This is a genomic window from Thalassococcus sp., from assembly GCF_982780845.1.
In genome coordinates, this window is the sequence record NZ_CEYADA010000011.1 from 46886 (window position 1) to 69952 (window position 23067).

General features: G+C 55.1%; 20 protein-coding genes. 19 read left to right on the forward strand and 1 reads right to left on the reverse strand.

Going from position 1 to position 23067, the window contains the following annotated elements; genetic code table 11:
* Positions 1–149 precede the first annotated feature (149 nt).
* From AC4FIA_RS13055 to AC4FIA_RS13100, 10 genes are all read left to right on the forward strand, one after another.
* On the forward strand, positions 150–1505 hold the full coding sequence (locus AC4FIA_RS13055; protein WP_490366216.1) for an ABC transporter substrate-binding protein: 1356 nt from the start codon (positions 150–152) through the stop codon (positions 1503–1505).
* 105 nt (positions 1506–1610) lie between these two features.
* The gene (locus AC4FIA_RS13060; RefSeq protein WP_490366217.1) at positions 1611–2588 is read left to right on the forward strand and encodes a carbohydrate ABC transporter permease; all 978 of its coding nucleotides are present in this window, start codon (positions 1611–1613) and stop codon (positions 2586–2588) included.
* Positions 2589–2600: 12 nt separating this feature from the next.
* Complete coding sequence (locus AC4FIA_RS13065; protein WP_490366218.1) at positions 2601–3857, forward strand: carbohydrate ABC transporter permease; 1257 nt, start codon at positions 2601–2603, stop codon at positions 3855–3857.
* Between the two features lie 12 nt (positions 3858–3869).
* Positions 3870–5528: an alpha-glucosidase gene (locus AC4FIA_RS13070; RefSeq protein ID WP_490366219.1), complete on the forward strand. Its 1659-nt coding sequence runs from the start codon at positions 3870–3872 to the stop codon at positions 5526–5528.
* 12 nt (positions 5529–5540) lie between these two features.
* Complete coding sequence (locus AC4FIA_RS13075; protein ID WP_490366220.1) at positions 5541–6626, forward strand: ABC transporter ATP-binding protein; 1086 nt, start codon at positions 5541–5543, stop codon at positions 6624–6626.
* A 161-nt stretch (positions 6627–6787) separates the two neighbouring features.
* Positions 6788–9646: an excinuclease ABC subunit UvrA gene (gene uvrA / locus AC4FIA_RS13080; RefSeq protein WP_490366221.1), complete on the forward strand. Its 2859-nt coding sequence runs from the start codon at positions 6788–6790 to the stop codon at positions 9644–9646.
* A gap of 167 nt (positions 9647–9813) precedes the next feature.
* Positions 9814–10824, forward strand: coding sequence for a C4-dicarboxylate TRAP transporter substrate-binding protein (locus AC4FIA_RS13085; RefSeq protein WP_490366222.1), 1011 nt, complete (start codon positions 9814–9816; stop codon positions 10822–10824).
* A 108-nt stretch (positions 10825–10932) separates the two neighbouring features.
* On the forward strand, positions 10933–11562 hold the full coding sequence (locus AC4FIA_RS13090; protein ID WP_490366223.1) for a TRAP transporter small permease subunit: 630 nt from the start codon (positions 10933–10935) through the stop codon (positions 11560–11562).
* Positions 11563–11565: 3 nt separating this feature from the next.
* The gene (locus AC4FIA_RS13095) at positions 11566–12966 is read left to right on the forward strand and encodes a TRAP transporter large permease (RefSeq protein ID WP_490366224.1); all 1401 of its coding nucleotides are present in this window, start codon (positions 11566–11568) and stop codon (positions 12964–12966) included.
* A gap of 350 nt (positions 12967–13316) precedes the next feature.
* A complete protein-coding gene (locus tag AC4FIA_RS13100) occupies positions 13317–13481 on the forward strand; it encodes a DUF1328 domain-containing protein (RefSeq protein ID WP_103909888.1) in 165 nt (54 codons plus the stop codon).
* Between the two features lie 73 nt (positions 13482–13554).
* Here AC4FIA_RS13100 and AC4FIA_RS13105 read toward each other — a convergent pair whose 3' ends face one another.
* On the reverse strand, positions 13555–14355 hold the full coding sequence (locus tag AC4FIA_RS13105; RefSeq protein WP_490366225.1) for a response regulator: 801 nt from the start codon (positions 14353–14355) through the stop codon (positions 13555–13557).
* 100 nt (positions 14356–14455) lie between these two features.
* Here AC4FIA_RS13105 and AC4FIA_RS13110 point away from each other — a divergent pair, with 100 nt between their 5' ends.
* From AC4FIA_RS13110 to arsJ, 9 genes are all read left to right on the forward strand, one after another.
* Positions 14456–14638 carry a NepR family anti-sigma factor gene (locus AC4FIA_RS13110; protein WP_490366226.1) on the forward strand — a complete coding sequence of 61 codons (183 nt, stop codon included), beginning with the start codon at positions 14456–14458 and terminating at the stop codon, positions 14636–14638.
* Positions 14635–15180: an RNA polymerase sigma factor gene (locus AC4FIA_RS13115; RefSeq protein ID WP_103909885.1), complete on the forward strand. Its 546-nt coding sequence runs from the start codon at positions 14635–14637 to the stop codon at positions 15178–15180. Before AC4FIA_RS13110 ends, AC4FIA_RS13115 begins: the two co-directional genes overlap by 4 nt.
* A 15-nt stretch (positions 15181–15195) precedes the next feature.
* Positions 15196–16926 (forward strand): sensor histidine kinase, encoded by a 1731-nt coding sequence (locus tag AC4FIA_RS13120; protein ID WP_490366227.1) that lies wholly within the window; start codon positions 15196–15198, stop codon positions 16924–16926.
* An 11-nt stretch (positions 16927–16937) separates the two neighbouring features.
* Positions 16938–17888 carry an amidoligase family protein gene (locus AC4FIA_RS13125; protein ID WP_490366228.1) on the forward strand — a complete coding sequence of 317 codons (951 nt, stop codon included), beginning with the start codon at positions 16938–16940 and terminating at the stop codon, positions 17886–17888.
* Positions 17888–18610: a gamma-glutamyl-gamma-aminobutyrate hydrolase family protein gene (locus AC4FIA_RS13130; RefSeq protein ID WP_490366229.1), complete on the forward strand. Its 723-nt coding sequence runs from the start codon at positions 17888–17890 to the stop codon at positions 18608–18610. Before AC4FIA_RS13125 ends, AC4FIA_RS13130 begins: the two co-directional genes overlap by 1 nt.
* Before the next feature lie 114 nt (positions 18611–18724).
* Positions 18725–18853 (forward strand): hypothetical protein, encoded by a 129-nt coding sequence (locus AC4FIA_RS13135; RefSeq protein ID WP_287476381.1) that lies wholly within the window; start codon positions 18725–18727, stop codon positions 18851–18853.
* Between the two features lie 129 nt (positions 18854–18982).
* Positions 18983–20677: an adenine deaminase gene (gene ade, locus AC4FIA_RS13140; protein ID WP_490366230.1), complete on the forward strand. Its 1695-nt coding sequence runs from the start codon at positions 18983–18985 to the stop codon at positions 20675–20677.
* A gap of 63 nt (positions 20678–20740) precedes the next feature.
* On the forward strand, positions 20741–21739 hold the full coding sequence (locus AC4FIA_RS13145; protein WP_490366231.1) for an ArsJ-associated glyceraldehyde-3-phosphate dehydrogenase: 999 nt from the start codon (positions 20741–20743) through the stop codon (positions 21737–21739).
* Entirely contained in the window at positions 21736–22977 is a 1242-nt protein-coding gene (arsJ, locus tag AC4FIA_RS13150) for an organoarsenical effux MFS transporter ArsJ (protein ID WP_490366232.1), read from the forward strand. The genes AC4FIA_RS13145 and arsJ overlap by 4 nt, the downstream gene beginning before the upstream one ends.
* The last annotated feature ends 90 nt before the right edge of the window (positions 22978–23067 follow it).

The following is a 23067-nucleotide window of genomic DNA, read 5'->3' on the forward strand; positions in this document are numbered from 1 at the left end:
TAGCTGCAATGCAGCATTAAAGTCTGTTTAAAAGAATATTTCGGCCATTGACAGTTGTTCCGCTGTGCGACAGTTTCAGATTTATCAAAGCGCTTTGAAAAACTTTGAAACGATTCTTCAAAGCGATGGTTTTTGGGAGGACAACTGGAATGATGAAAACTTTGTTGGGGACAGCAGCTGCCGCTGCTCTGGTCGCTGGTGGCGCACATGCCGCTGGCCATTTGCCGTTTAACGAAGGCGAAGGTGCCTTTAACTGGGATAGCCTTGCGGCCATCGCGGATGCGTACAACCTTGAAGGTGAAACGATCACCATGACCGGCCCGTGGACCGGCGTCGAAAAGGAAAAGGTCGATATCGTCTTGAACTATTTCGAAGAAGCCACCGGCGCGACCGTGAACTACTCCGGTTCCGACAGCTTCGAGCAGGACATCGTGATCTCGGCGCGTTCCGGTTCGGCACCGAATATCGCAGTCTTTCCGCAGCCCGGTCTGGCCGCTGATCTGGCCAAGCAAGGCTTCCTGACGCCGATGCCGGAAGGTACGGCGGATTGGGTCAAAGACAACTTCGCTGCTGGTAGCTCGTGGGTGGATCTGGGCACATATGCCGACCCCGATGGCAACGATCAGCTGTACGGCATGTTCTACCGCGTCGACCTGAAATCGCTGGTTTGGTATTCGCCGACCGCGTTTGATGAAGCGGGCTATGACATCCCCGAAACCATGGAAGAGCTGAAAGAGCTGACTGATCAGATCGTCGAAGATGGCGGCACACCATGGTGTATTGGTCTGGGTTCCGGTGCTGCAACAGGTTGGCCGGCGACAGACTGGGTAGAAGACCTGATGCTGCGCACGCAAGAGCCTGCGGTTTATGACCAGTGGGTGTCGAACGAGATGAAGTTTGACGATCCGAAAGTCGTCGAAGCCATCGAAGAGTTCGGCTATTTCGCCAAGAACGACGCCTATGTTCAGGGCGGCGCGCAGGCAGTTGCCACAACAGACTTCCGTGATAGCCCGAACGGCCTGTTCGCAATTCCGCCCGAGTGCTACATGCACCGTCAGGCGTCCTTCATTCCTGCGTTCTTCCCGGAAGGCACAGCAATGGGCGATGATGCCGATTTCTTCTACTTCCCGGCGTATGAGGGCAAAGATCTGGGTAAGCCGGTTCTGGGTGCGGGCACATTGTTCGGCATCACAAATCCGTCCGATGCAACCAATGCCCTGATCGAGTACTTCAAAACACCGATCGCGCATGAACTTTGGATGGCGCAGGGCGGCTTCCTGACCGCACATGCGGGTGTGAACCTTGATAACTACGCAGATGAGTCCTCGAAGGCGCAGGGCGAAATCCTGCAGAATGCATCGACCTTCCGTTTTGACGCGTCCGACCTGATGCCGTCTGAAATCGGCGCGGGCGCATTCTGGACCGGTATGGTTGACTACGTCACAGGCGCAAGCGCGGGTGATGTGGCGACTGCCATTCAGGAACGTTGGGACTCGATCCAGTAAGCGAACTGCTTGAAACTGTTGGCCCTGCCATTTGGTGGGGCCAACATTGTCATCGGGTGTTTGCCTGATGAGAGGCGCTGAAGGTTCAGGGGAAGGACGCGCGTTATGTCACCAGTATTGCAGGGAATTCTGACGATCCTGATCGGGGTGGGCGGCTGTATCGCCTACTTTTACGGATCGAACCTGATCCTTGATAAGCTGATCTTTCCTGCGCGGAACGACGATCACGGAAGAAACATCAATCGCGCCACGATGGTGCGCCCGTGGCTGTTTCTGTTTCCGGCTTTGTTCGCGCTGAGCCTTTATCTGATTTATCCCGTGATCGGTAGCTTTATCCGGTCGCTCTACAACCGATCCGGCGACAAATTCATCGGACTTGGCAACTACGTACAGATGTTTTCGGAGGACGGCTTTCGAACGGCCTTTCTTAACAACGTACTTTGGGCCTTGGTTGTGCCCGCCGCCGCCACATTCTTTGGCCTTCTGGTGGCGCAACTAACTGACAGGCTTCGCTGGGGGAATATTGCGAAATCACTGATTTTTATGCCGATGGCGATTTCGTTTGTAGGCGCATCGCTGATCTGGAAATTCGTCTATGCCAATGATCCCGATATCGGGATCATCAACGCTGTACGCGACTATTTCGGGATGTCCCCGATTGATGTGTTGCAGATCCCGTTTTGGAACAACTTTTTCTTGATGGTCATTCTTGTTTGGATTCAAACCGGCTTTGCCATGGTGATCCTGTCGGCGGCGCTGCGGGGTATTCCGGAAGAAACGGTCGAGGCGGCGATCATTGATGGCGCGAACCCGTTCCAGATTTTCTTCAAAATCAAAGTCCCGCAGATCAAAGGCACAATTGTGGTTGTCTGGACGACGATCACCATCCTCGTGCTGAAGGTCTTCGACATCGTCTATGCGATGACGGGCGGCAACTTTGCGACCGAAATTCTGCCCAGCTACATGATGGACTTCATGTTCCGCGACGACGGGCGCGCGACTGCTGTGGCCTTTGTCATCATGCTGATCGTGCTGCCTGTCATGATCTGGAATATCCGCCAAGCGCGGTCGGAAATGCGCTGAGGAGGCAGGGACATGGACAATATCGCAGGACAAAAATCGTCTCTTTCCATCGTTAGCAACCTGTCGGTGCTGTTGCTGGTCATCCTATGGCTGGTTCCCACCGTGGGTCTGTTGGTGTCTTCGTTCCGTGACCGAGACCAGATTGGTCAGTCGGGTTGGTGGGCGTCGATGTTCCCAGTGGAACAAGCCTATCGCATTAACCCAGAGCCCGAGGGCGTTCAGCAGATCGATGGGTTGTATGTTTTGGAAGGCAACGTCTTTGGTGAAGGAAGCGGCAGTGTCGCCGCCTTTGGTATCCAAGCCCGTGAGCCCGGTGCGGCAAAGGTCGGGCAGACGTACACACGCTTCGTGGTGGATGTGACCGAGCCCGACGGCAAGGTTGACGATATCAAGCTTGAACTGGCCTATCCGGCTGGGGACGCGCCCGTATTTCCGGAGCTGGACGAAGACGGCAATAAGATAATTGCTGAAACAGCCCAGATCGACCGATCGCTTACCGTGATGGGCAACGGTGATTTTTCGTACGCATCTGCCAAAGACATCAAGCGCGCGCCATCCGTTTATATCATGGCGGAAACGCCGCCCGAATTTACACTGATCAACTATGAAACGATCCTTGGATCGGCAGGCATGGACCGAGCGTTCATCAACACGCTGACAGTGACCATTCCGGCCACGATCATTCCGATCCTGATCGCGGCCTTCGCGGCTTACGCTTTGGCGTGGATGGATTTCGCCGGTCGCGGCTTTTTGGTGGCTGTGGTCGTGGGGCTGTTGGTTGTGCCGCTTCAGTTGGCGCTGGTCCCTATGCTGACGTTCCATAACAAAGTGGGGATTGGCCAAAGCTTTCTCGGGATTTGGCTGGCGCATACCGGTTTCGGTCTGCCGCTCGCGATTTACCTGCTGCGGAACTACATGGTTGGCCTGCCGCGTGACATCATCGAAAGCGCCAAGGTGGACGGGGCGACAGACTTTCAGGTCTTCACCAAGATCGTGCTGCCACTGTCCTTTCCGGCTTTGGCGTCCTTCGCGATCTTCCAGTTCCTGTGGACTTGGAATGACCTGCTGGTGGCCAAAGTGTTCCTGCCGTCGAACTCCGAAAGCTGGGTGATGACCGTCAAGATTGCTGACGACCTTCTGGGTTCGCGGGGCGGTGACTGGGGCATTCTCGCGGCCGCGGCCTTTGTGTCGATCGCGGTTCCGCTGTTCGTTTTCTTCGCAATGCAGAAATACCTCGTTCGCGGCCTGCTGGCCGGTTCGGTGAAGTAAAGAAAGACCACAATGACAAAAGAGTTGGAGCATCCGGTAATGGCGGGCGCAGACGTAGACAAAGATTGGTGGCGCGGTGCGGTGATCTATCAGATCTATCCGCGCAGTTTTCAGGATTCCAACGGTGACGGGATCGGCGATTTGTTGGGAATTTCCCAGCGTTTGCCGCATATTGCGTCACTTGGTGTGGACGCGATCTGGATTTCGCCGTTCTTCACATCGCCGATGAAGGATTTTGGATACGACGTGTCCGACTACTGCGATGTCGATCCGATGTTCGGGTCGCTTGCAGACTTCGATGTGCTGGTATCGACCGCACATCGTCTGGGTCTGAAGGTTATGATCGATCTGGTGCTGTCGCACACATCAGATCAGCACGCTTGGTTCAAGGAAAGCCGTCAGTCCAAAGACAACGACAAATCCAACTGGTACGTCTGGGCCGATGCAAAAGAGGACGGCACACCACCCACCAACTGGCTGTCGATTTTTGGCGGATCCGCATGGGAGTGGGATACAGGCCGCTGTCAGTACTACCTGCACAACTTCCTGACCGAACAGCCCGATCTGAACTTCCATGAACCGCAGGTTCAAGAGGCGCTGTTGAACGTCGCGCAGTTCTGGCTGGATCGTGGTGTGGATGGCTTCCGTCTGGATACGATCAATTTCTACGTTCATGACAAAGAACTGCGGGATAACCCGCCACTGCCCAAGGAAAAGCGTAGCCCAATCATCGCGCCCGAGGTGAATCCCTATACTTGGCAGATTCATCTTTATGATAAGAACCGCCCGGAAAACCTTGAATTCTTGCGGAAACTTCGCGCCTTGATGTCGCAATATAACGCTGCCGCAGTCGGCGAAATCGGCGACGATCTCCGTGGTTTGGAAATCCTTGGTGAATACACCAGTGGCGATGATCTGATGCACATGAGCTATGCGTTCGAGCTGTTGTCATCAAAGCAGCCAACGGCCGCATATATCGCGGATGTGTTCGCGCAGATTGATCAGGTCGCTGCCGATGGCTGGGCGTGTTGGGCGTTTTCCAACCATGACGTGCCGCGTCACGTCAGCCGGTGGGGGCTATCCGATGCGGCGGCGCGTTGCTTTGCAACACTGATGCAGTGTTTGCGCGGCTCTACCTGTATTTATCAGGGGGAAGAACTGGCGCTTCCCGAAGCGGAGGTGGCGTTCGAGGACCTGCAAGATCCTTACGGCATTCGTTTCTGGCCCGCGTTCAAGGGCCGTGATGGTTGCCGGACGCCGATGGTTTGGGAACAGTCCAATCAGAACGGCGGCTTTTCGACGGGTCGCCCGTGGTTGCCGGTCAGCAACGATCACCTGCACCGGACGGTGGCTGATCTAGAACAGGATCCTGCAACTATCCTTCATCACTACCGTAAGGCCATTGCCTTCCGCCATGCACACAAAGCGATCCTGAAGGGTATGCAGACGGACGTCACGGTCACCGGTGACGTTCTTACATTCCTGCGGTCTTATGGTCAGGAGGACATTTTCTGCGCCTTTAACCTGAGCGGAGAGCCGGGCGTTGTCGACATGCCAGACGGCAATTGGCACCAGATCGGAGTTGAACTGGGCAGCACCGGCGCGGCGCCGGATGGCAAATTGCATCTTGGTCCGTGGCAGCCGGCCCTGATGATCAAAATCGCATCCTAAGGGGGGAAGGATATGGCGAACCTGAAACTGACGGATGTGTCCAAGACGTATGGCGGTTCCGTCGAGGTGCTGAAGGGCATTGATCTGGATATCCAGCAGGGCGAGTTGATCGTTTTTGTTGGGCCATCCGGCTGCGGCAAATCCACATTGTTGCGGATGATTGCTGGACTGGAAAAGATCAGCGGCGGCACGTTGGAGATCGACGGCCAGGTGGTCAACGATGTACCGCCCGCACAGCGCGGGATCGCCATGGTGTTCCAGTCATATGCGCTCTATCCGCATATGACGGTGCGCGAAAACATGTCCTTTGCGCTGAAGATCGCCAAGAAACCTCAGGCCGAGATTGATGAGGCTGTCGAGCGCGCGGCCAAGATGCTGCAGCTTGATCAGTACCTTGATCGTCTGCCCAAAGCCTTGTCCGGCGGTCAACGCCAGCGTGTTGCAATCGGTCGGTCCATTGTGCGTGATCCCAAGGTTTATCTGTTCGACGAACCGCTTTCGAACCTTGATGCCGCGCTGCGTGTGGCGACACGGATCGAAATCGCGCAGTTGAAAGAGAAGATGCCTGAATCGACGATGATTTATGTCACCCATGATCAGGTCGAAGCGATGACGTTGGCGTCGCGTATCGTGGTTCTGGCAAACAAAGGCATTGCGCAGGTTGGCACGCCGCTAGAGCTGTATGAGACGCCCAACAGCGAATTCGTTGCGCAATTCATCGGCTCGCCTGCAATGAACCTGCTTCCGGGTGAGGTCATTGAAACCGGTGAGCAGACCAAGGTGAAGCTGGCAGATGGCGGTGTTGCGATTTCCAACGTTCCGACGAATGCCGATGATTTGGGGATGCAGGTTAATGTGGGTGTCCGTCCTGAGGATTTTGTCTCAGCGACCGATGACTTCATTTTCCATGGCACAGTCCAGATCACCGAAGCCTTGGGTGAGGTCACCTTGCTCTATTTCCAAGAGGTGAACGGCAATCCTGTGATCGGCAAGTTGCAGGGCATTCATTCAGGCCTACGCGGCACAGATGTGCGCCTGACAGCGGACCCTGCGAAGGTGCATTTGTTCGCCAACGGCACGTCGCTTTTGTACCGCTGACGGTAACCGAACTCCTCCTGAAAGGCGCGGGCGAATTGGCCTGCGCCTTTTTTTGTGCGACATAGACGGCTGCACACGTATGTTCGCACTATGTTCTCATTTTGTTGTTGGCGAATGGCGTGGGCGCGACTATGTGTAAACCATCCGTTAATGGGGTGATCATGGCTGAGCAGAAGTTTATCGAAGTTCGCGGCGCGCGAGAGCACAATCTCAAAGGGATTGATGTGGATATTCCGCGCGACCAGTTGGTCGTGATCACCGGCCTTTCCGGATCGGGTAAGTCGTCTTTGGCGTTCGACACGATCTATGCTGAAGGCCAACGTCGCTATGTCGAAAGTCTGTCCGCCTATGCGCGGCAGTTCCTTGATATGATGGAAAAGCCAGATGTGGATCACATCTCGGGCCTAAGCCCCGCGATTTCTATTGAACAAAAGACGACGTCGAAAAACCCGCGTTCGACCGTGGGTACGGTTACCGAAATCTACGACTACATGCGTCTGCTGTTCGCGCGGGCAGGGACGCCCTATAGCCCTGCAACCGGCGAACCGATCGAGGCGCAGCAGGTTCAGGACATGGTCGATCGTGTTATGGACATGGAAGAGGGCACACGTGGCTACCTGCTGGCGCCTATCGTTCGTGACCGGAAGGGTGAGTACAAGAAAGAATTCCTTGAACTGCGCAAGCAGGGCTTCCAGCGCGTCAAAGTAGATGGTGAGTTCTATGAGCTCGACGAACCGCCGACGCTGGATAAGAAATTCCGTCATGACATTGATGTTGTCGTTGACCGGATCGTTGTGCGTGAAGGCATGGAAACGCGTTTGGCGGATTCATTCCGCACAGCGCTGGATCTGGCCGATGGCATCGCCATTCTGGAAACCGCGCCGAAAGAGGGCGATCCAGAACGGATCACCTTCTCGGAAAACTTTGCTTGTCCGGTTTCCGGCTTCACAATTCCGGAAATCGAACCGCGCCTGTTTTCGTTCAACGCTCCGTTCGGGGCCTGTCCTGAATGTGACGGCTTGGGCGTCGAGCTGTTCTTTGATGAACGTCTGGTTGTTCCGGATCAAAACCTGACGATCGGTGACGGGGCCATTGCGCCGTGGCGCAAGGGCAAGTCGCCATATTTTACGCAAACAATCCAAAGCCTTGCCAAGCATTATGGATTTAAAACATCGACGAAATGGAAAGACCTGCCCAAACATGTTCAGCAGGTTTTTCTGTATGGTTCCGGCGATGAAGAAATCGCCTTCCGCTATGATGAAGGCGGTCGCGTCTACAACGTGACGCGCGTGTTTGAAGGCGTCATCCGCAATATGGAACGCCGATATCGCGAGACGGATTCAAGCTGGGTGCGCGAAGAATTCGAACGCTTCCAGAACAACCGTGCGTGCGGAACTTGCGGCGGATACCGTCTGCGCGAAGAGGCGCTGGCCGTTAAAATCGGTGGTCTGCACGTGGGGCAGGTTGTCGAGATGTCGATCAAGGATGCCTACGCCTGGACGCAAAGTGTGCCGGATGCCTTGAGCAAACAAAAAAACGAAATCGCCCGCGCGATCCTGAAGGAAATTCGCGAACGGCTAGGGTTTCTGAACAACGTGGGTCTTGAGTATCTGACGCTGTCGCGGAACGCAGGCACGCTATCGGGCGGCGAAAGTCAGCGTATCCGTCTGGCCAGCCAGATTGGTTCGGGTCTGACGGGTGTTCTGTATGTTCTGGACGAACCGTCAATTGGTCTGCACCAACGCGACAATGATCGACTGCTGACGACGCTGAAAAACCTGCGAGATCAGGGGAACACGGTGATCGTGGTTGAACATGACGAAGACGCCATTCGCGAGGCGGATTATGTGTTCGATATTGGTCCGGGTGCCGGTATCCACGGCGGTCAGGTCGTCAGCCACGGCACCCCGAAACAGGTAGCCGATGACGAGAACTCGGTCACCGGCCAGTATCTGTCTGGAACGCGCGAGATTTCTGTTCCGGCCGAGCGGCGGCCTGGGAACGGTAAGGCCGTGCGCGTTGTCAAAGCGACGGGCAACAACCTGAAAGACGTGAGCGTCGATTTCCCATTGGGCAAATTCGTTTGCATCACGGGTGTTTCAGGCAGTGGTAAATCCACGCTAACGATCGAGACACTGTTCAAAACCGCATCCATGCGCCTGAACGGGGCCAAGCAAACGCCCAGCCCGTGTGAAACGATCAAAGGGTTGGAGCAGTTGGACAAGGTCATCGATATTGACCAACGTCCGATTGGCCGAACCCCGCGGTCGAACCCCGCGACGTACACTGGTGCATTCGGTCCGATCCGAGACTGGTTCGCGGGCCTGCCGGAAGCCAAGGCGCGTGGTTACAAACCGGGGCGTTTTTCGTTCAACGTCAAAGGCGGACGATGCGAGGCCTGTCAGGGTGACGGCGTCATCAAGATCGAAATGCACTTTCTGCCGGACGTCTATGTGACTTGCGAAACCTGCAAGGGCGCGCGCTACAACCGCGAAACTCTTGAGATCAAGTTCAAGGGCAAATCGATTGCCGATGTGCTGGATATGACCGTTGAGGATGCGCAGGCATTCTTCTCGGCTGTGCCATCAATCCGCGAAAAAATGGATGCGTTGGTGAAGGTCGGGCTGGGTTATATTAAGGTAGGCCAGCAGGCGACCACCCTGTCCGGGGGCGAAGCGCAGCGCGTTAAGCTGTCCAAGGAACTGGCGCGTCGTTCGACGGGCCGGACCCTATACATTCTGGACGAACCGACCACCGGCCTTCATTTCGAAGATGTGCGTAAGCTGTTGGAAGTTTTGCATTCCTTGGTCGAGGCCGGGAATACAGTCATCGTGATCGAACACAATCTGGATGTGATCAAAACGGCGGACTGGATCATCGATATCGGCCCTGAAGGCGGCGATGGCGGTGGCGAAGTCGTCGGCGAAGGTACCCCGGAAGAAATCGCAGATGAACCGCGCAGTCATACCGGCCGCTATCTGAAGGAAATGTTGTCACCGAAACGGGTGGCTGCAGAGTAATTTTCTTTCCCTGCTAAATCCTGTGTGGGGCAACCTGCACAGGATAGTCGAAACTTTTTACCTGTGTCTCGCTTCCTGCCCAAAACTGGGTATTGCGTCGCTGGCTGAGTGCACTAGGATTTCGCCCATCTTCAACATCCTACGGTGTTGAAATTTGGGAGGATAATATGAAAAATATCACTGCAAAGCTGACAGTGTCCCTGTTGGCTCTGACAATTGCTGGCGAAGCGGCTGCAACAGAATGGAACGTGTCTGTTTGGGGTAAGCGCCGCGCGTTTACCGAGCACGTTGAAAAGCTGGCCGAGCTGGTAAGCGCCAAGACAAACGGCGAATTCACCATGAATGTGTCCTACGGCGGCCTGTCGAAGAACACTGAAAACCTTGATGGTATCTCCATCGGTGCGTTTGAAATGGCGCAGTTCTGCGCGGGTTATCATGCTGACAAAAACCGTGCGATCACCGTTCTGGAACTTCCGTTCCTTGGCGTGAACACGCTGGAAGAAGAAGTCGCTGTCAGCCACGCTGTTTACGCGCACCCCGCGGTTGCCGAAGAAATGGCACAGTGGAACGCAAAGATGCTGATGACGTCGCCGATGCCCCAGTACAACCTTGTTGGTACAGGCGAGCCGCGTGACGAACTGGCAGAATTCGACGGTATGCGCGTTCGCGCGACTGGCGGTCTGGGTAAGGCCTTTGCCGCTGTTGGTGGTGTTCCGACGTCTGTTACATCATCCGAAGCCTATCAGGCGATGGAATCCGGCGTTGTTGACACAGTTGCGTTCGCTCAGCACGCGCACCTGTCGTTCGGCACAATCAACGAAGCGGACTGGTGGACTGCCAACCTGAACCCCGGCACCGTAAACTGCCCGATTGTTGTAAACATCGACGCCTATGAAAGCCTGTCGGATGAGCATCGTGCAGCATTGGACAGCTCGGTCGATGAAGCCATCGATCACTATCTGGCAAACTATGGCGCACTTCTTGAGAAGTGGGATGCCGTTCTGGCCGAAAAAGGCGTTCAGAAGGTCATGATCTCGGACGAGGAACTGTCGAAGTTCCGTGAAGTCGCGGCTGGCCCGATTGCCAAAGCATGGATCGAAGAAAACGCAGCTCAGGGCCTTCCGGCGCAAGAGCTGTATGATCTGGTGAACTCCACGCTCGCAGACATGCGCAAATAACGACCGGCGCGTCTTGGCTTTCGCCAAGGCGACAGTCGGATGTGGCCCCGTCAGGATTTCCCGAACGGGGCCATTTCGTATCACATGACCAGACTTGAAAGGTGAGCCATGGCCGGTGCATCCGCTGTTCTTAGCGATGACAGCCTGATCAGCCGCTTGGACCATTCGCTGTTGCGGATAGAGCGGGTGTTCGTGCTAGTTGCGGGAATTTTCGCATTCATGTTGATGTTTTTGGCCGTCATTTCGGTGACGGGTCGAAATCTGTTCAATGAACCCCTGCGCGGGTACGTGGACTGGATCGAAACCCTGATGCCATTGATCGCGATCCTCGGGGTTTCTTTTGTCCAACGCGAAGGCGGGCACATCCGGATGGACATCCTGATTGGCCAGTTGAAAGGGCGGCCCTTATGGTTGGCCGAATTCATCACGACCTTAGCGATCTTTCTGGTGATTGTGGCGTTGGTCTACGGATCATGGGCGCATTTCGATCGTAGCTTTGACATGGCAAAACCCTTGTGGAGCCGTGACAGCACCATCGACATCGGATTGCCGCTGTGGCCCGCCAAACTGGTTGTGCCCGTGGCTTTCTTCGTGATGAGCCTTCGGTTGATCCTTCAGTTGATCGGCTTTGGACGTGCCTTCGTGCTCGGGCTGGAAAGCCCTGCGGCGGTGCCGCTGGTTCAATCCGTGGCCGAACAAGCGGCCCAAGAAGCAGAACATATCTCGGGGCGGGACTAGGCTATGGAACCCATTGAAATTGGTTTGTGGGTCAGCGGTATCATGCTGGTCCTTGTTGTCATCGGGATGCGAGTGGCCTTCGCGGCTGCGTTTGCGGGTCTGCTTGGGTTGATCTGGATTTTCTGGGCCAAGAAGGGCTATGCGCCCGAACAACTTGGCTGGGCGATGACCGTTGCCATCAAAACCGCAGGGCAGGTGCCCCATGGTAAGGTGGCGTCGCAGGCCTTGTCGTTGATCCCGACATTCATCCTGATCGGCTATCTGGCATACTATGCCGGCCTGACCCGTGCGTTGTTCGAGGCGGCCAAACGCTGGATCGCTTGGGTGCCGGGCGGCTTGGCCGTATCGACAGTTTTTGCCACGGCGGGTTTTGCGGCCGTGTCCGGCGCGTCGGTTGCGACCGCTGCAGTTTTCGCGCGGATCGCGATCCCCGAGATGTTGAAGATCGGCTATGACAAACGCTTTGCGGCGGGCGTTGTGGCTGCTGGCGGAACGCTTGCATCGCTGATCCCGCCGTCTGCGATCCTTGTGATCTATGCGATCATCGTTGAACAGGACGTGGGCAAACTCTTGTTGGCGGGCTTCATTCCGGGTGTCTTCTCAGCCATCGTCTATGCAGCACTGATCATCGGCTTGGCCCTGACGATGAAGAACTTTGGCCCTCCGGTCAGCGGGTTCACATGGCGCCAACGGTTCGAAGCCTTGCCGCCTGCGCTTCCGATTTTTGCCGTTGTCGTGATCATCATCTTCTTCGTCTACAACCCCTTCGGCGGTGACGCATGGGGGACCCCGACGGAAGGTGGCGCGATTGGTGCGTTCATCGTACTTCTGATGGCCCTGTGGCGCGGGATGCGTTGGCCCGAACTGAAAGACGCGTTGATCGAAACAGCGAAACTGTCCGTGATGATTTTCTCGATCATCTGGGGTGTTCTGATCTATGTGCGCTTCCTCGGCTTTGCTGATCTTCCCACTGCGTTCTCGGATTGGATCACGTCGCTGGATTATCCGCCCATGCTAATCCTGATTTGCATTCTGTTGGCCTATGCGGTGCTGGGCATGTTCATGGATGCGATTGGGATGCTTCTTCTGACGTTGCCAGTTGTCTATCCGGCAGTGATGGCGCTGAACGGGGGCGAGGCCGTGACAGCGGCAGACTCGACCTTTGGCATGTCCGGTACGATGTGCGCTGTGTGGTTCGGTATCCTTGTGGTGAAGATGGCAGAGTTCTGTCTGATCACGCCACCGATCGGTCTGAACTGTTTCGTTGTGGCAGGTGTCCGTCCGGATCTGTCCGTACAGGACGTGTTCCGCGGCGTGCTTCCGTTCTTCTTTGCGGATGCTGTGACCATCGCACTTTTGGTGGCGTTTCCATCAATCGTGTTGTGGCTACCGTCACTGGCATAGTGAAAAGAAAAAAGCCGCCTTCGTCCGAAGGCGGCTTTAAAGTCTCAGACGGCTGGGAAATTGGAGAAACAGCCGTTTTGGGAATTGTTTTACCAAATATGGCTCATTCAGCTTTCAGTGCAAGTCATTGAGTTACTTATTTTCTAAGAACATAGGACCTCTGTTTTTATCCGGTTGGTCAGCTTCAACCCATGGTAATAAATTCGGGAAACGGGAACCTTTCATCGCTTTACACGTTGGGTTTTCAGACGCCGGAAGCGTTCCGGTTCTTTGAAAGCCCTTACAGTTTTTTGCCACTTTAGAATCATGGCGAACAACTCGGGGGCACCACAAATCGAAAGGAATTTCCCATGCTTGGTTGGGCTGTTACATTCTTCATCGTTGCTATTATCGCTGCTGTTTTTGGCTTTGGCGGCATCGCGTCGGCATCTGCCGGTATCGCACAGGTTCTGTTCGTCGTGTTCTTGGTACTGTTTGTTGTGACGCTGGTTATGCGGGTCTTGCGCAAGGCCTAACGCGCTGAACACGACACGAAAAAACCCCCGCCTGATCGGCGGGGGTTTTTTTGTTGTGAACGACAGAAAAAATTTAAGCTTTGAGCGTTTCTGTCGACGAAAAGAACATCGCTTGCGAGATCGCCGAACGGACCTGTTCTTCGGAGTAGGGTTTAGAAATCAGGAACGCGGGCTCCGGTTTGTCGCCGGTCAAAAGACGTTCAGGGAAGGCTGTGATAAAGATCACAGGACGTTCGCCCAGATCAGCCAGCAAATCGTTCACTGCATCAACACCGGACGAATTATCGGCCAGTTGGATGTCTGCCAGAATAAGGTCGGGCGTGTCTTGTGCACCCAAGGCAACGGCACCGTCGCGGGTGCGCGCAACGCCAGTGACGCGGTGACCCAGATCGGCAACGATGGATTCAAGATCCATAGCGATGATTGCTTCGTCTTCGATGATCAGAACGCGGCCAGAGAGACCATCCGCCATTTCGCGGCGCGCCGTTTCAACCAGAATTTCGGCCTCGTCGCCGCCGATCTGCATGATTTCGGCTACAGCGGACAGGCTAAATTCTTCGATTGTATGAAGAAGAAGCGCCTCGCGGCTGTTTGTTGTCAGGCGCGCCAGATGCTTTTGTGCAGCGGCACGCGGGCCGTCGGTTTCTGTGGTCACGGGGGCGCCCGTTGTCACCCAGATGCCGTGGAACACTTTGAACAGACCCACTTTCGGGCTGCTTGCTTCGATCACCATATTACGGTCCGCCAGAACCGCTTCCAAAGTGGCTGCCGCGTAGCGGTCACCAGACGTTTGATCACCTGTCAAAGCGCGTGCATAGCGACGCAGGTAAGGCAGTGCTGAGCCGATCTCGCTGCTCAGATCCTGTGTTGTCATTTCCCCATCCTTTTTTCAAACTAATTTGGAACCTAACGCATGTTCGCGCGTTTGGTTCCAAGATCAGATCAGAATTTTGCGGGAAGCATATAGGGTAACCATGGCGAACGAAATCGAGAATTCGAAGCAGGCTCGGCTCATCGATGACAATTTGAAGCGTGTCTATCAGGACATGATCAGCGAAGATATTCCTGATCGGTTTTTGAACCTACTTGATCAACTCAAGGCGCAGGACGGTGGTGCTGCATCCGAGCAAAACGCCGAGCAGGGAGAGCAAAAATGAGCGCTGACCCCCGTGAGGAGCTGGTGACACACATCCCAGCGCTGCGTGCATTTGCGCTTAGTTTGACCCGCAACGGCTCTTTGGCCGATGACATGGTGCAAGACACGCTGGTGAAGGGCTGGACAAAAATCGAAAGTTTTCAGACCGGAACAAACATGCGCGCATGGCTTTTTACAATTCTGCGCAACACCTATTATTCGAACCGTCGTAAAGCTGGTCGTGAAGTGTCCGACGTCGACGGTGTTATGACCAACAGCCTTTCTGAAAAGCCTGCGCACGATGGTCGCCTGCAGATGAAAGACTTCCGTGTCGCGTTTGAACAGCTGAACGACGAACAGCGCGAAGCGTTGATCCTCGTTGGTGCATCGGGCTTTTCCTATGAGGAAGCAGCCGAAATGTGTGGCGTTGCGGTCGGCACGATCAAAAGCCGTACAAACCGCGGTCGCGCACGTCTGGCCGAGATCATGGGCCTGAACGAAAACGAGGCCTTGGAAATGACAGACAGCGCAACAATGGCTGTCGTGTCCGCTCGGTCGGCCTGACGGCGCGCGTTCGCAATGATCGGAACACCTGGACCCAGACCAGTTCCAAGCGGGCTCGGGGCGCGGATCATCGGCTTTTTGTCGATCGCGCTGGTCCCGCTTGGCGTCGTTTCATACCTGCAAACATCTGAGCTTCACGACGTGACCCGCGAACGTGCGGCGTTGAACGTGATCGGTCTGACGGAAACGGCGATCTCGGCTGAGCGTCGCAACATTCAGAACACGCTCGCAGCCGCGCAAACCCTCAGTGCGCTTTCCGACGTTGTGGCAGGTGATCCCTTAACCTGTTACCGGCATCTGTCCCAAGTTCAGCAGTCGGAGGGGCTGCACAACTTTTTGGGCGTTATCGATACTGATGCGAACTTGACGTGTTTGTCCGCGCAACGTGAAGCGGACCTTACAGTCTTCCCACTGTTGGTCGAAGCCGCCAAAAGCCGCGAGCCGTCTGTTCTACGCATCGATAATCCACCTCTTAGCAACGAGCCGGTTGTTGTCGTCAGCTCCCCGTTCTTCGAGGGTGACGTATTAAAAGGTCAGGTGCTCATTTCTTTTTCGGTGTCTGAGCTCAGATCATCGGAAGGAGCAGTGGAAGAGCCGGGCTTTGTGGATGTGATTACGTTCAACAAGCAGGGACAAATTCTGTCGACCACGGTTTCCCCTAAACGCGCCAAGGAAATTCTTCCAAAGCAAACAAACTTCAGCGAACTGGCCGGTGGCAACCAGCGCAGCTTTCAAGCGGTCAGCGGTGACGGGCAAGAACGCATCTTTTCGGTTTCAACATCGATACCGGGTCTTGTGACGGCGGTCAGTGTCTGGCCCTTGGACAGCGTCGCGGCCCAAGCGGTAGATCAACAACGCTTTGCCCGTGCACTGCCGCTATTGATGTGGGCGGCCAGCGTGATTGTGGCTTATCTGGCGATCAATCGGTTGGTCATCCGCCATATCCGCACCTTGCGTCGTCAGATGCGCGGCTTTGCGCGCAACCGTCGGGTTCCATCGCAGAAAACATCACCCGATATGGCGCTAGAGCTTCAGGACATGGAGAATGATTTCCTGAACATGGTTGAATCCATCATGCGCGATGAGGCGCAGCTTGAAGATGCGCTTCATGAAAAAACCATTCTTCTCAAGGAAGTACATCACAGAGTTAAGAATAATCTGCAGCTGATTTCATCGATCATGAACATGCAGATCCGTCAGGCGACGCATGAAGAGACGCGCATGGTCCTGCAACGTTTGCAAGACCGCATCCTGGGCCTCGCGACTGTTCATAGATCGCTCTATCAGTCCGAGGATTTGGGAAAGGTTCAGACGCATGACTTGGTGAACAACCTGATCGACCAAATCTGTGGTGTTAAAACGCAATGTGGATCACGCGTCGACGTTATCCGCGACATTGATGAGGTAGAGCTTTACCCGGATCAAGCGGTGCCACTTTCTCTTTTGATTGCAGAAGCATTGACCAATGCAGGCAAGTACGGCGGTCCAGATGATCAGGGTGTCTGCGAGCTTCGCATTTCGGTTAAAAGTTTGGATGATCGGAAAGTGAGTGTAGTGATTAGCAACACGTCTGATCCACATGCGGATAGGTCGTCCACAGGTGAAACTGGTCTTGGTAGCCGGTTGATCCGCGCCTTTGTCACCCAGTTGGGGGGCGATTTGGAACAAGGTTTAAAAGACCAGTGTTACGCCGTGAAAGTTCTGTTCACCATTTCCGACTTCAAACCAGAAGTTGTTGATTACTAACGAGGACCAAGATGACCGATAAGGCTCAGGGAACGATCACGCTTCCCAACCCGAAAACCACCGACGGCGACACACGGCAGCTTGGCGTCGAGATCGAATTTGGCGGTTTGAAGGAAGACGCGGTGGCAGAAATCGTCATAGACTGCTTTGGCGGAAATGTCGTCCCGCGTGATGATAAGGGCCTTATCATCGAGGACACCGAGATAGGGGATATCGAGGTCTATCTGGATAGTCAGTATCTGCACCAAGCCGAAAGCAGCTTTGATCAGAAGCTGCTTGATATCGCAAGGAAATTTGTGCCGCTCGAGTTGGTGACATCACCGTTCCCACACACGGCGTTAGGAAAGCTGGATGTCATCGTAGATCGGCTTAAACAGGCTGGCGCGGTTGGTACAGATGGTGGTTTACTGCTTGGGTATGGTGTGCACTTCAACCCCGAAGTCGAAGCGCTGACATTGGAAAAAATCCTGCCGGTTCTGACGGCTTACGCCCTTTGTGAAGACGCGTTGCGGGATGCGGCGAACATCGATCTGTCGCGCCGCGCGCTTCCCTTTGTTGATCCGTATCCGCGCGCGTTGGTCGATGCTTTGGCCGAACGCGATTTTGCGTCGATGGAAGAGCTGATTGACTGTTATCTGGAACTGGCGCCTTCGCGGAACTATGGGCTGGATATGATGTGCATCTTTGCAATGATCGATAAGGATCGCGTCGCCGCCAAGATGGATATGGCCACAATTTCAGCACGTCCGACCTATCATTTCCGCTTGCCGGATTGCCGGATTGATCAGGATGATTGGTCGCTTGAATTAGAATGGCAGCGATGGATCAAGATCGAAAAGGTCGCCCGTGACGCAGACCTGTTGGAGGACTTGAAGGAAGCGTGGAAAGAACACCGCGCGTCCCTGACATCAATCCGGAGTGACTGGCGCAAAGAGTCATCCAAGCTGGCAGGGGATTTCTGATGCCACGCCCCAGAATTGGCGTCACGGTATCAAAGCGGTCGGGCTGGCGCATATTCCCGCTGATCTGGTTCAACGTGCGCCTTGCTGGCGGCACTGCTGTGCGTTGGCAGGCTGGTCGCGACATTGATGTTGCTTCTGTGGATGGCGTTATCATTGGCGGTGGCGACGACATTGCGCCCACGCTTTATGGCGGCGAAGTCAAAATCGGCGTGCGGCTTGATCCGGATCGGGACGCGCTTGAAGCGGATGTTATTCGGCAGGCGTTTCAACGCGACCTTCCTATCCTTGGCATTTGCCGTGGATCCCAGATGATCAACGTTGTCTCCGGTGGAACGCTTCATCAGGATGCATACGGCGTTTACACCTCCAAGAAATACCGGACCATCCTGCCGCGCAAACGGGTGACGCTGGAAAAAGGCAGTTTGATCGAAAAGACCACTCAGGTCGCCTGTGTCGACGTGAACGCGCTTCACACGCAAGCGGTGGATAAGCTGGGTGATTGCCTGAAAGTCGTCGGGCGTGACGAAGGCGGTATGGTGCAGGCGATCGAACGCGATCGTGATCCTTTTGCCCTAGGCGTTCAGTGGCACCCCGAGCATTTGTTCTACCGAAAAGCCCAGCGTCGGATCTTCGGTGCGCTTGTGGCCGCTGCACGTGCGCGCCAGCAGGAACGGGGCCAAATTTCCTACACCCATGGTCAAGCCATTAGCGACAGTTTGTAGCAATCTTTCCGAGTTCCCAAGAAAACGTCCTATTCTGATGGATAGGTTTTGAAAAAATCCGGAACCGATGGGTTTTCTGGCCGTTTTCCTTATGAACAACCGAAAGGAAGCAACATGGCTACGGATATTTTCGTCATCGGCCTCGTTGCGCTGATATTGATCGCCGGTCTGATACTGGCGCTTACGAGCAATTCGCGCGACGACGCGGGTGAGGGCAAAAGCAGCCGCAACGAGCGGTCTTGATAGGTAAATCGTCAAGAATTGAAAAGAGCGGCCTTCGGGTCGCTCTTTTCGTTTGTGCGGGCACCTTGGCTCTGGACGCCGCCGTGGAAACAGGGTGTGCTTAAGGAAATGCGGAAATAGGGGCGCTCAATGGCTGATTTGGAAAAACGGATTTCTCAGGGTCGCGGGGACGAACCTGCGGATATCGTTTTGCGGGGTGGTCGGGTATTTGATCTGGTGACAGGGCTGTTCATTGACGGCGACGTCGCGATTTGCGGTGATACGATTGTCGGGATCGGCGCAGAATATGAGGGCGCGAAGGTCGTTGATGTATCTGGCCTGACCTTGGTGCCCGGGTTCATCGATACACATCTTCACATCGAAAGCTCGTTGGTCACGCCCTTTGAATTCGACCGTTGCGTCGGACCGCGGGGCGTGACGACCGCCATTTGTGATCCCCATGAAATTTCGAACGTCATCGGGTTGGATGGCATCCGCTACTTCCAGAAGGCCAGCGAAAGCTGTCTGATGGATATCCGCGTGCAATTGTCGTCATGTGTTCCGTCGACCCATATGGAAACCGCCGGTGCCGAATTGCTGGCCGAAGATATCGCAGAGGTGATGAACCACCGGTCGGGCATCGGGCTGGCCGAGGTCATGAATTATCCCGGTGTGATCCATCGCGATCCCCAGATGATGGACAAGCTGCGTCTGTTTGAGGGCGGCCACAAAGACGGACATTGCCCGCTGCTGTCCGGCAAAGACCTGAACGCTTACGTTTCCGCAGGAATTTTTACCGAACACGAGGCCACATCCCCCGATGAGGCCCGTGAAAAATTGCAAAAGGGCATGCGTGTTCTGATCAGGGAAGGCTCGGTTTCCAAGGATCTGGATGCCCTTCAACCGCTGCTGACGGATATCACCGCGCCTTACATGTGCCTTTGCACCGATGATCGGAACCCGCTTGATATCGCCGAACAGGGTCATTTGGACTTTATGATCCGGCGTTTGATTGGCCTAGGATCGCCCGTTTTGGCAACCTATCGTGCCGCATCGCTTTCCGCCGCCGAAGCGTTTGGTTTGAAAGATCGCGGCCATATTGCACCAGGCAAACGTGCTGACATTGTTGCGGTCAAAAGTCTGGAAGACTGCGACGTTCAGATGGTTTTTGCCGCCGGTCAGCTTTTGACAGACGATGCTTTTGCCAACCGGAAAATTATTGATCCGGTCGGGCTGAAATCGGTCAAGGCACCGCGGGTGGCTGCTTCGGAATTTCGCCGTGTCACCAATCGTGAAACGGTGGATGTCATCGGCATTCGGGAAGGCCAGATTTTGACGGATCACCTGTCTGAAGATGTCGCGATCGTCGATGGTGACCAAAAGCCCGACATCGACCGCGACCTGATCCGCATCGCTGTTGTTGAACGGCACGGCAAAAACGGAAACATCGCCACGGGCTTTGTACGGGGTTTCGGAATGCAGGCGGGGGCCATTGCCTCGACCGTCTGTCACGACCATCACAACATTGCCTGTGTCGGTGCGAACTACGAAGACATGGCCGTTGCCTCAAACCGACTGAGCGAGATTGATGGCGGGTTTGTTGTCGTGCGTGATGGTCAGGTACTGGCGGAACTTCCATTGCCGGTGGCCGGTCTTATGAGCCTTGATCCCTTTGAAAAGGTACACGACCAGCTGGTTGATCTTCGGGCGGCTGCAAAATCGCTCGGCGTGACACTGGATGAGCCGTTTCTGCAGCTTGCCTTCTTGGCATTGCCGGTTATCCCTGCGTTGAAAATTACAGATCGTGGCATGGTCGATGTACATAAGTTTGAAATCATCGGCTGATTGTCATCGCGCTGTCATCATAGACCGGTATTCGCGCATGCGACGTTAAATGGAGAGACTATCGTGACGACCTACGCACTGAACGGCCTTGGCCGGATCGGAAAACTTGTACTGAAGCCTTTATTGGAAAAGGGGTGCAAGATCGCGTGGCTGAATGATGCGGTGGGCGATGCCGCTATGCATGCGCATCTGCTTGAGTTCGATACAGTTCATGGCCGCTGGAACGCCGAGTTTTCCAGCAACGAAAGCGGGCTGTCAGTGGATGGCACCTTTATGCCCGTCTATAATGAACGCGACCTGACCAAGCTTCCGCTCGAGGGCGTGGATGTGGTTATCGATTGTACGGGCGCGTTCAAAACCACCGAAAAATTGCAGCCCTATTTTGATGCAGGCGTGAAAAAGGTGGTTGTCTCGGCCCCTGTAAAAGAGGACGAGGCCGTCAATCTGGTCTACGGCATCAATCACGATATCTACGATGCGGCTCAGCACCGGATTGTGACCGCGGCCAGCTGCACGACAAACTGCCTCGCTCCGGTGGTTAAGGTTGTGCATGAAAAAATCGGTATCAAGCACGGGTCCATCACAACAATCCATGACGTGACAAACACGCAGACAATCGTTGATCGCCCCGCCAAAGATCTGCGCCGTGCGCGGTCTGCGTTGAATTCCCTGATCCCGACCACAACGGGCAGCGCCACGGCGATCACTATGATCTATCCGGAACTGAAAGGGCGCTTGAACGGTCACGCGGTGCGCGTGCCTTTGTTGAACGCATCGCTGACGGATTGTGTGTTCGAACTGGAACGCCCGACCTCGGTCGAGGAAGTGAACGGGTTCTTCAAAGACGCCGCTGAATGCGAACTTAAGGGCATTCTCGGATATGAAGAACGCCCGTTGGTTTCGACAGACTATGTCAACGATGCCCGCAGTTCGATTATCGACGCGCCATCGACCATGGTGGTGAACGGCACCCAGCTTAAGGTTTACGCGTGGTATGACAACGAATGGGGTTATGCGCACCGTTTGGCCGATGTCAGCCTGATGGTAGGCAACAGCCTATGACCGGACGGACAGAGGGCCTGACCGCCTATATCGCGGTCACGGCAGCCTATTGGGCGTTTATGCTGACCGACGGCGCGTTGCGCATGTTGGTGCTTTTGCACTTCCACACGCTTGGTTTTTCGCCGGTTCAACTGGCCTATTTGTTTGTTCTGTATGAAATCGCGGGCGTCGTGACGAACCTTTGCGCAGGGTGGATCGCCGCGCGATTTGGCCTGACTTCAACGCTCTATGCCGGGCTGTCACTTCAGGTTCTGGCCTTGTTGGCCCTGTCGCAGCTTGATCCGAATTGGGGGATTGGCCTGTCCGTGGCCTTTGTCATGGCCGTTCAAGGCGCATCTGGCGTGGCCAAGGATCTGTCCAAAATGTCTGCCAAAAGCGCAGTGAAGGTGCTTGCACCCAGTGGGCAGGGCGGTTTGTTCCGTTGGGTTGCAGTTCTGACCGGTTCGAAAAACGCGGTTAAGGGATTTGGCTTTCTCTTGGGGGCCGTGCTTTTGGCGGTGTGGGGCTTTGTGCCTTCGGTTCTTGGTATGGCCGCAATTCTGTTTGTCATCCTGTGTGCGGTGATCTGGAAAATGCCGTCAGGACTGCCCAAGGGAAAGAAGGGCACAAAGTTCGGCGATGTCTTCTCCACAACGTCGAATGTGAACTGGTTAAGCGTTGCGCGCGTCTTTCTGTTTGGTGCGCGGGATGTGTGGTTCGTTGTCGGCATCCCGATTTACTTTTACGCGGTGCTGTCGGACGGGTCCGAGGCTGGTAACCGGCAAGCCTTTTTCATGATCGGGTCTTTCATGGCCGTTTGGACAATCCTCTATGGCTTTGTTCAGGCCAACGCGCCCAAACTCCTGCGCGCTGCATCCCGATCCGAGGCTGAATTGATCGCCGCCGCGCAAACCTGGGTGATTGCTCTGACCATCATTCCGGCCATTTTGGCCGTCGTACTGTGGGGCGTGGGGGTCAGTGTCGGCACCACGGTCACGCTAGTTTTAGGATTGCTGGTGTTCGGTGCGATTTTTGCCGTGAACTCGTCTTTGCATTCCTACCTGATCCTTGCGTTTACCAGCGGCGAGCGTGTGACGATGGACGTCGGGTTTTACTATATGGCCAACGCCGGTGGGCGGCTGTTGGGCACGGTTCTGTCCGGTCTCAGTTATCAGATCGGTGGCGTTTCTGCCTGCCTTGCGACGGCTTCGATCATGCTTGGGCTCAGCGCTTTTGCGGCAGGTCGCCTGCAAAGGTGATTTTCCAAGATATGCTTGACCTGCCTACGGCTAGGTGAAATTTTTAGGCCATGCGAATGAGTGGGCGGGCCTTGCAAAAACAATTTTATA

Bases quoted from the DNA above. Each gene is read 5' to 3' on its own strand.
- AC4FIA_RS13085 (WP_490366222.1), top strand. From the start codon at position 9,814: ATGAAAAATATCACTGCAAAGCTGACAGTGTCCCTGTTGGCTCTGACA.
- AC4FIA_RS13135 (WP_287476381.1), top strand. From the start codon at position 18,725: ATGGCTACGGATATTTTCGTCATCGGCCTCGTTGCGCTGATATTGATC.
- AC4FIA_RS13065 (WP_490366218.1), top strand. From the start codon at position 2,601: ATGGACAATATCGCAGGACAAAAATCGTCTCTTTCCATCGTTAGCAAC.
- AC4FIA_RS13075 (WP_490366220.1), top strand. From the start codon at position 5,541: ATGGCGAACCTGAAACTGACGGATGTGTCCAAGACGTATGGCGGTTCC.
- AC4FIA_RS13110 (WP_490366226.1), top strand. From the start codon at position 14,456: ATGGCGAACGAAATCGAGAATTCGAAGCAGGCTCGGCTCATCGATGAC.
- AC4FIA_RS13095 (WP_490366224.1), top strand. From the start codon at position 11,566: ATGGAACCCATTGAAATTGGTTTGTGGGTCAGCGGTATCATGCTGGTC.
- AC4FIA_RS13060 (WP_490366217.1), top strand. From the start codon at position 1,611: ATGTCACCAGTATTGCAGGGAATTCTGACGATCCTGATCGGGGTGGGC.
- AC4FIA_RS13115 (WP_103909885.1), top strand. From the start codon at position 14,635: ATGAGCGCTGACCCCCGTGAGGAGCTGGTGACACACATCCCAGCGCTG.
- AC4FIA_RS13090 (WP_490366223.1), top strand. From the start codon at position 10,933: ATGGCCGGTGCATCCGCTGTTCTTAGCGATGACAGCCTGATCAGCCGC.
- arsJ (WP_490366232.1), top strand. From the start codon at position 21,736: ATGACCGGACGGACAGAGGGCCTGACCGCCTATATCGCGGTCACGGCA.
- ade (WP_490366230.1), top strand. From the start codon at position 18,983: ATGGCTGATTTGGAAAAACGGATTTCTCAGGGTCGCGGGGACGAACCT.
- AC4FIA_RS13055 (WP_490366216.1), top strand. From the start codon at position 150: ATGATGAAAACTTTGTTGGGGACAGCAGCTGCCGCTGCTCTGGTCGCT.
- AC4FIA_RS13070 (WP_490366219.1), top strand. From the start codon at position 3,870: ATGACAAAAGAGTTGGAGCATCCGGTAATGGCGGGCGCAGACGTAGAC.
- uvrA (WP_490366221.1), top strand. From the start codon at position 6,788: ATGGCTGAGCAGAAGTTTATCGAAGTTCGCGGCGCGCGAGAGCACAAT.
- AC4FIA_RS13130 (WP_490366229.1), top strand. From the start codon at position 17,888: ATGCCACGCCCCAGAATTGGCGTCACGGTATCAAAGCGGTCGGGCTGG.
- AC4FIA_RS13120 (WP_490366227.1), top strand. From the start codon at position 15,196: ATGATCGGAACACCTGGACCCAGACCAGTTCCAAGCGGGCTCGGGGCG.
- AC4FIA_RS13105 (WP_490366225.1), bottom strand. From the start codon at position 14,355: ATGACAACACAGGATCTGAGCAGCGAGATCGGCTCAGCACTGCCTTAC.
- AC4FIA_RS13100 (WP_103909888.1), top strand. From the start codon at position 13,317: ATGCTTGGTTGGGCTGTTACATTCTTCATCGTTGCTATTATCGCTGCT.
- AC4FIA_RS13125 (WP_490366228.1), top strand. From the start codon at position 16,938: ATGACCGATAAGGCTCAGGGAACGATCACGCTTCCCAACCCGAAAACC.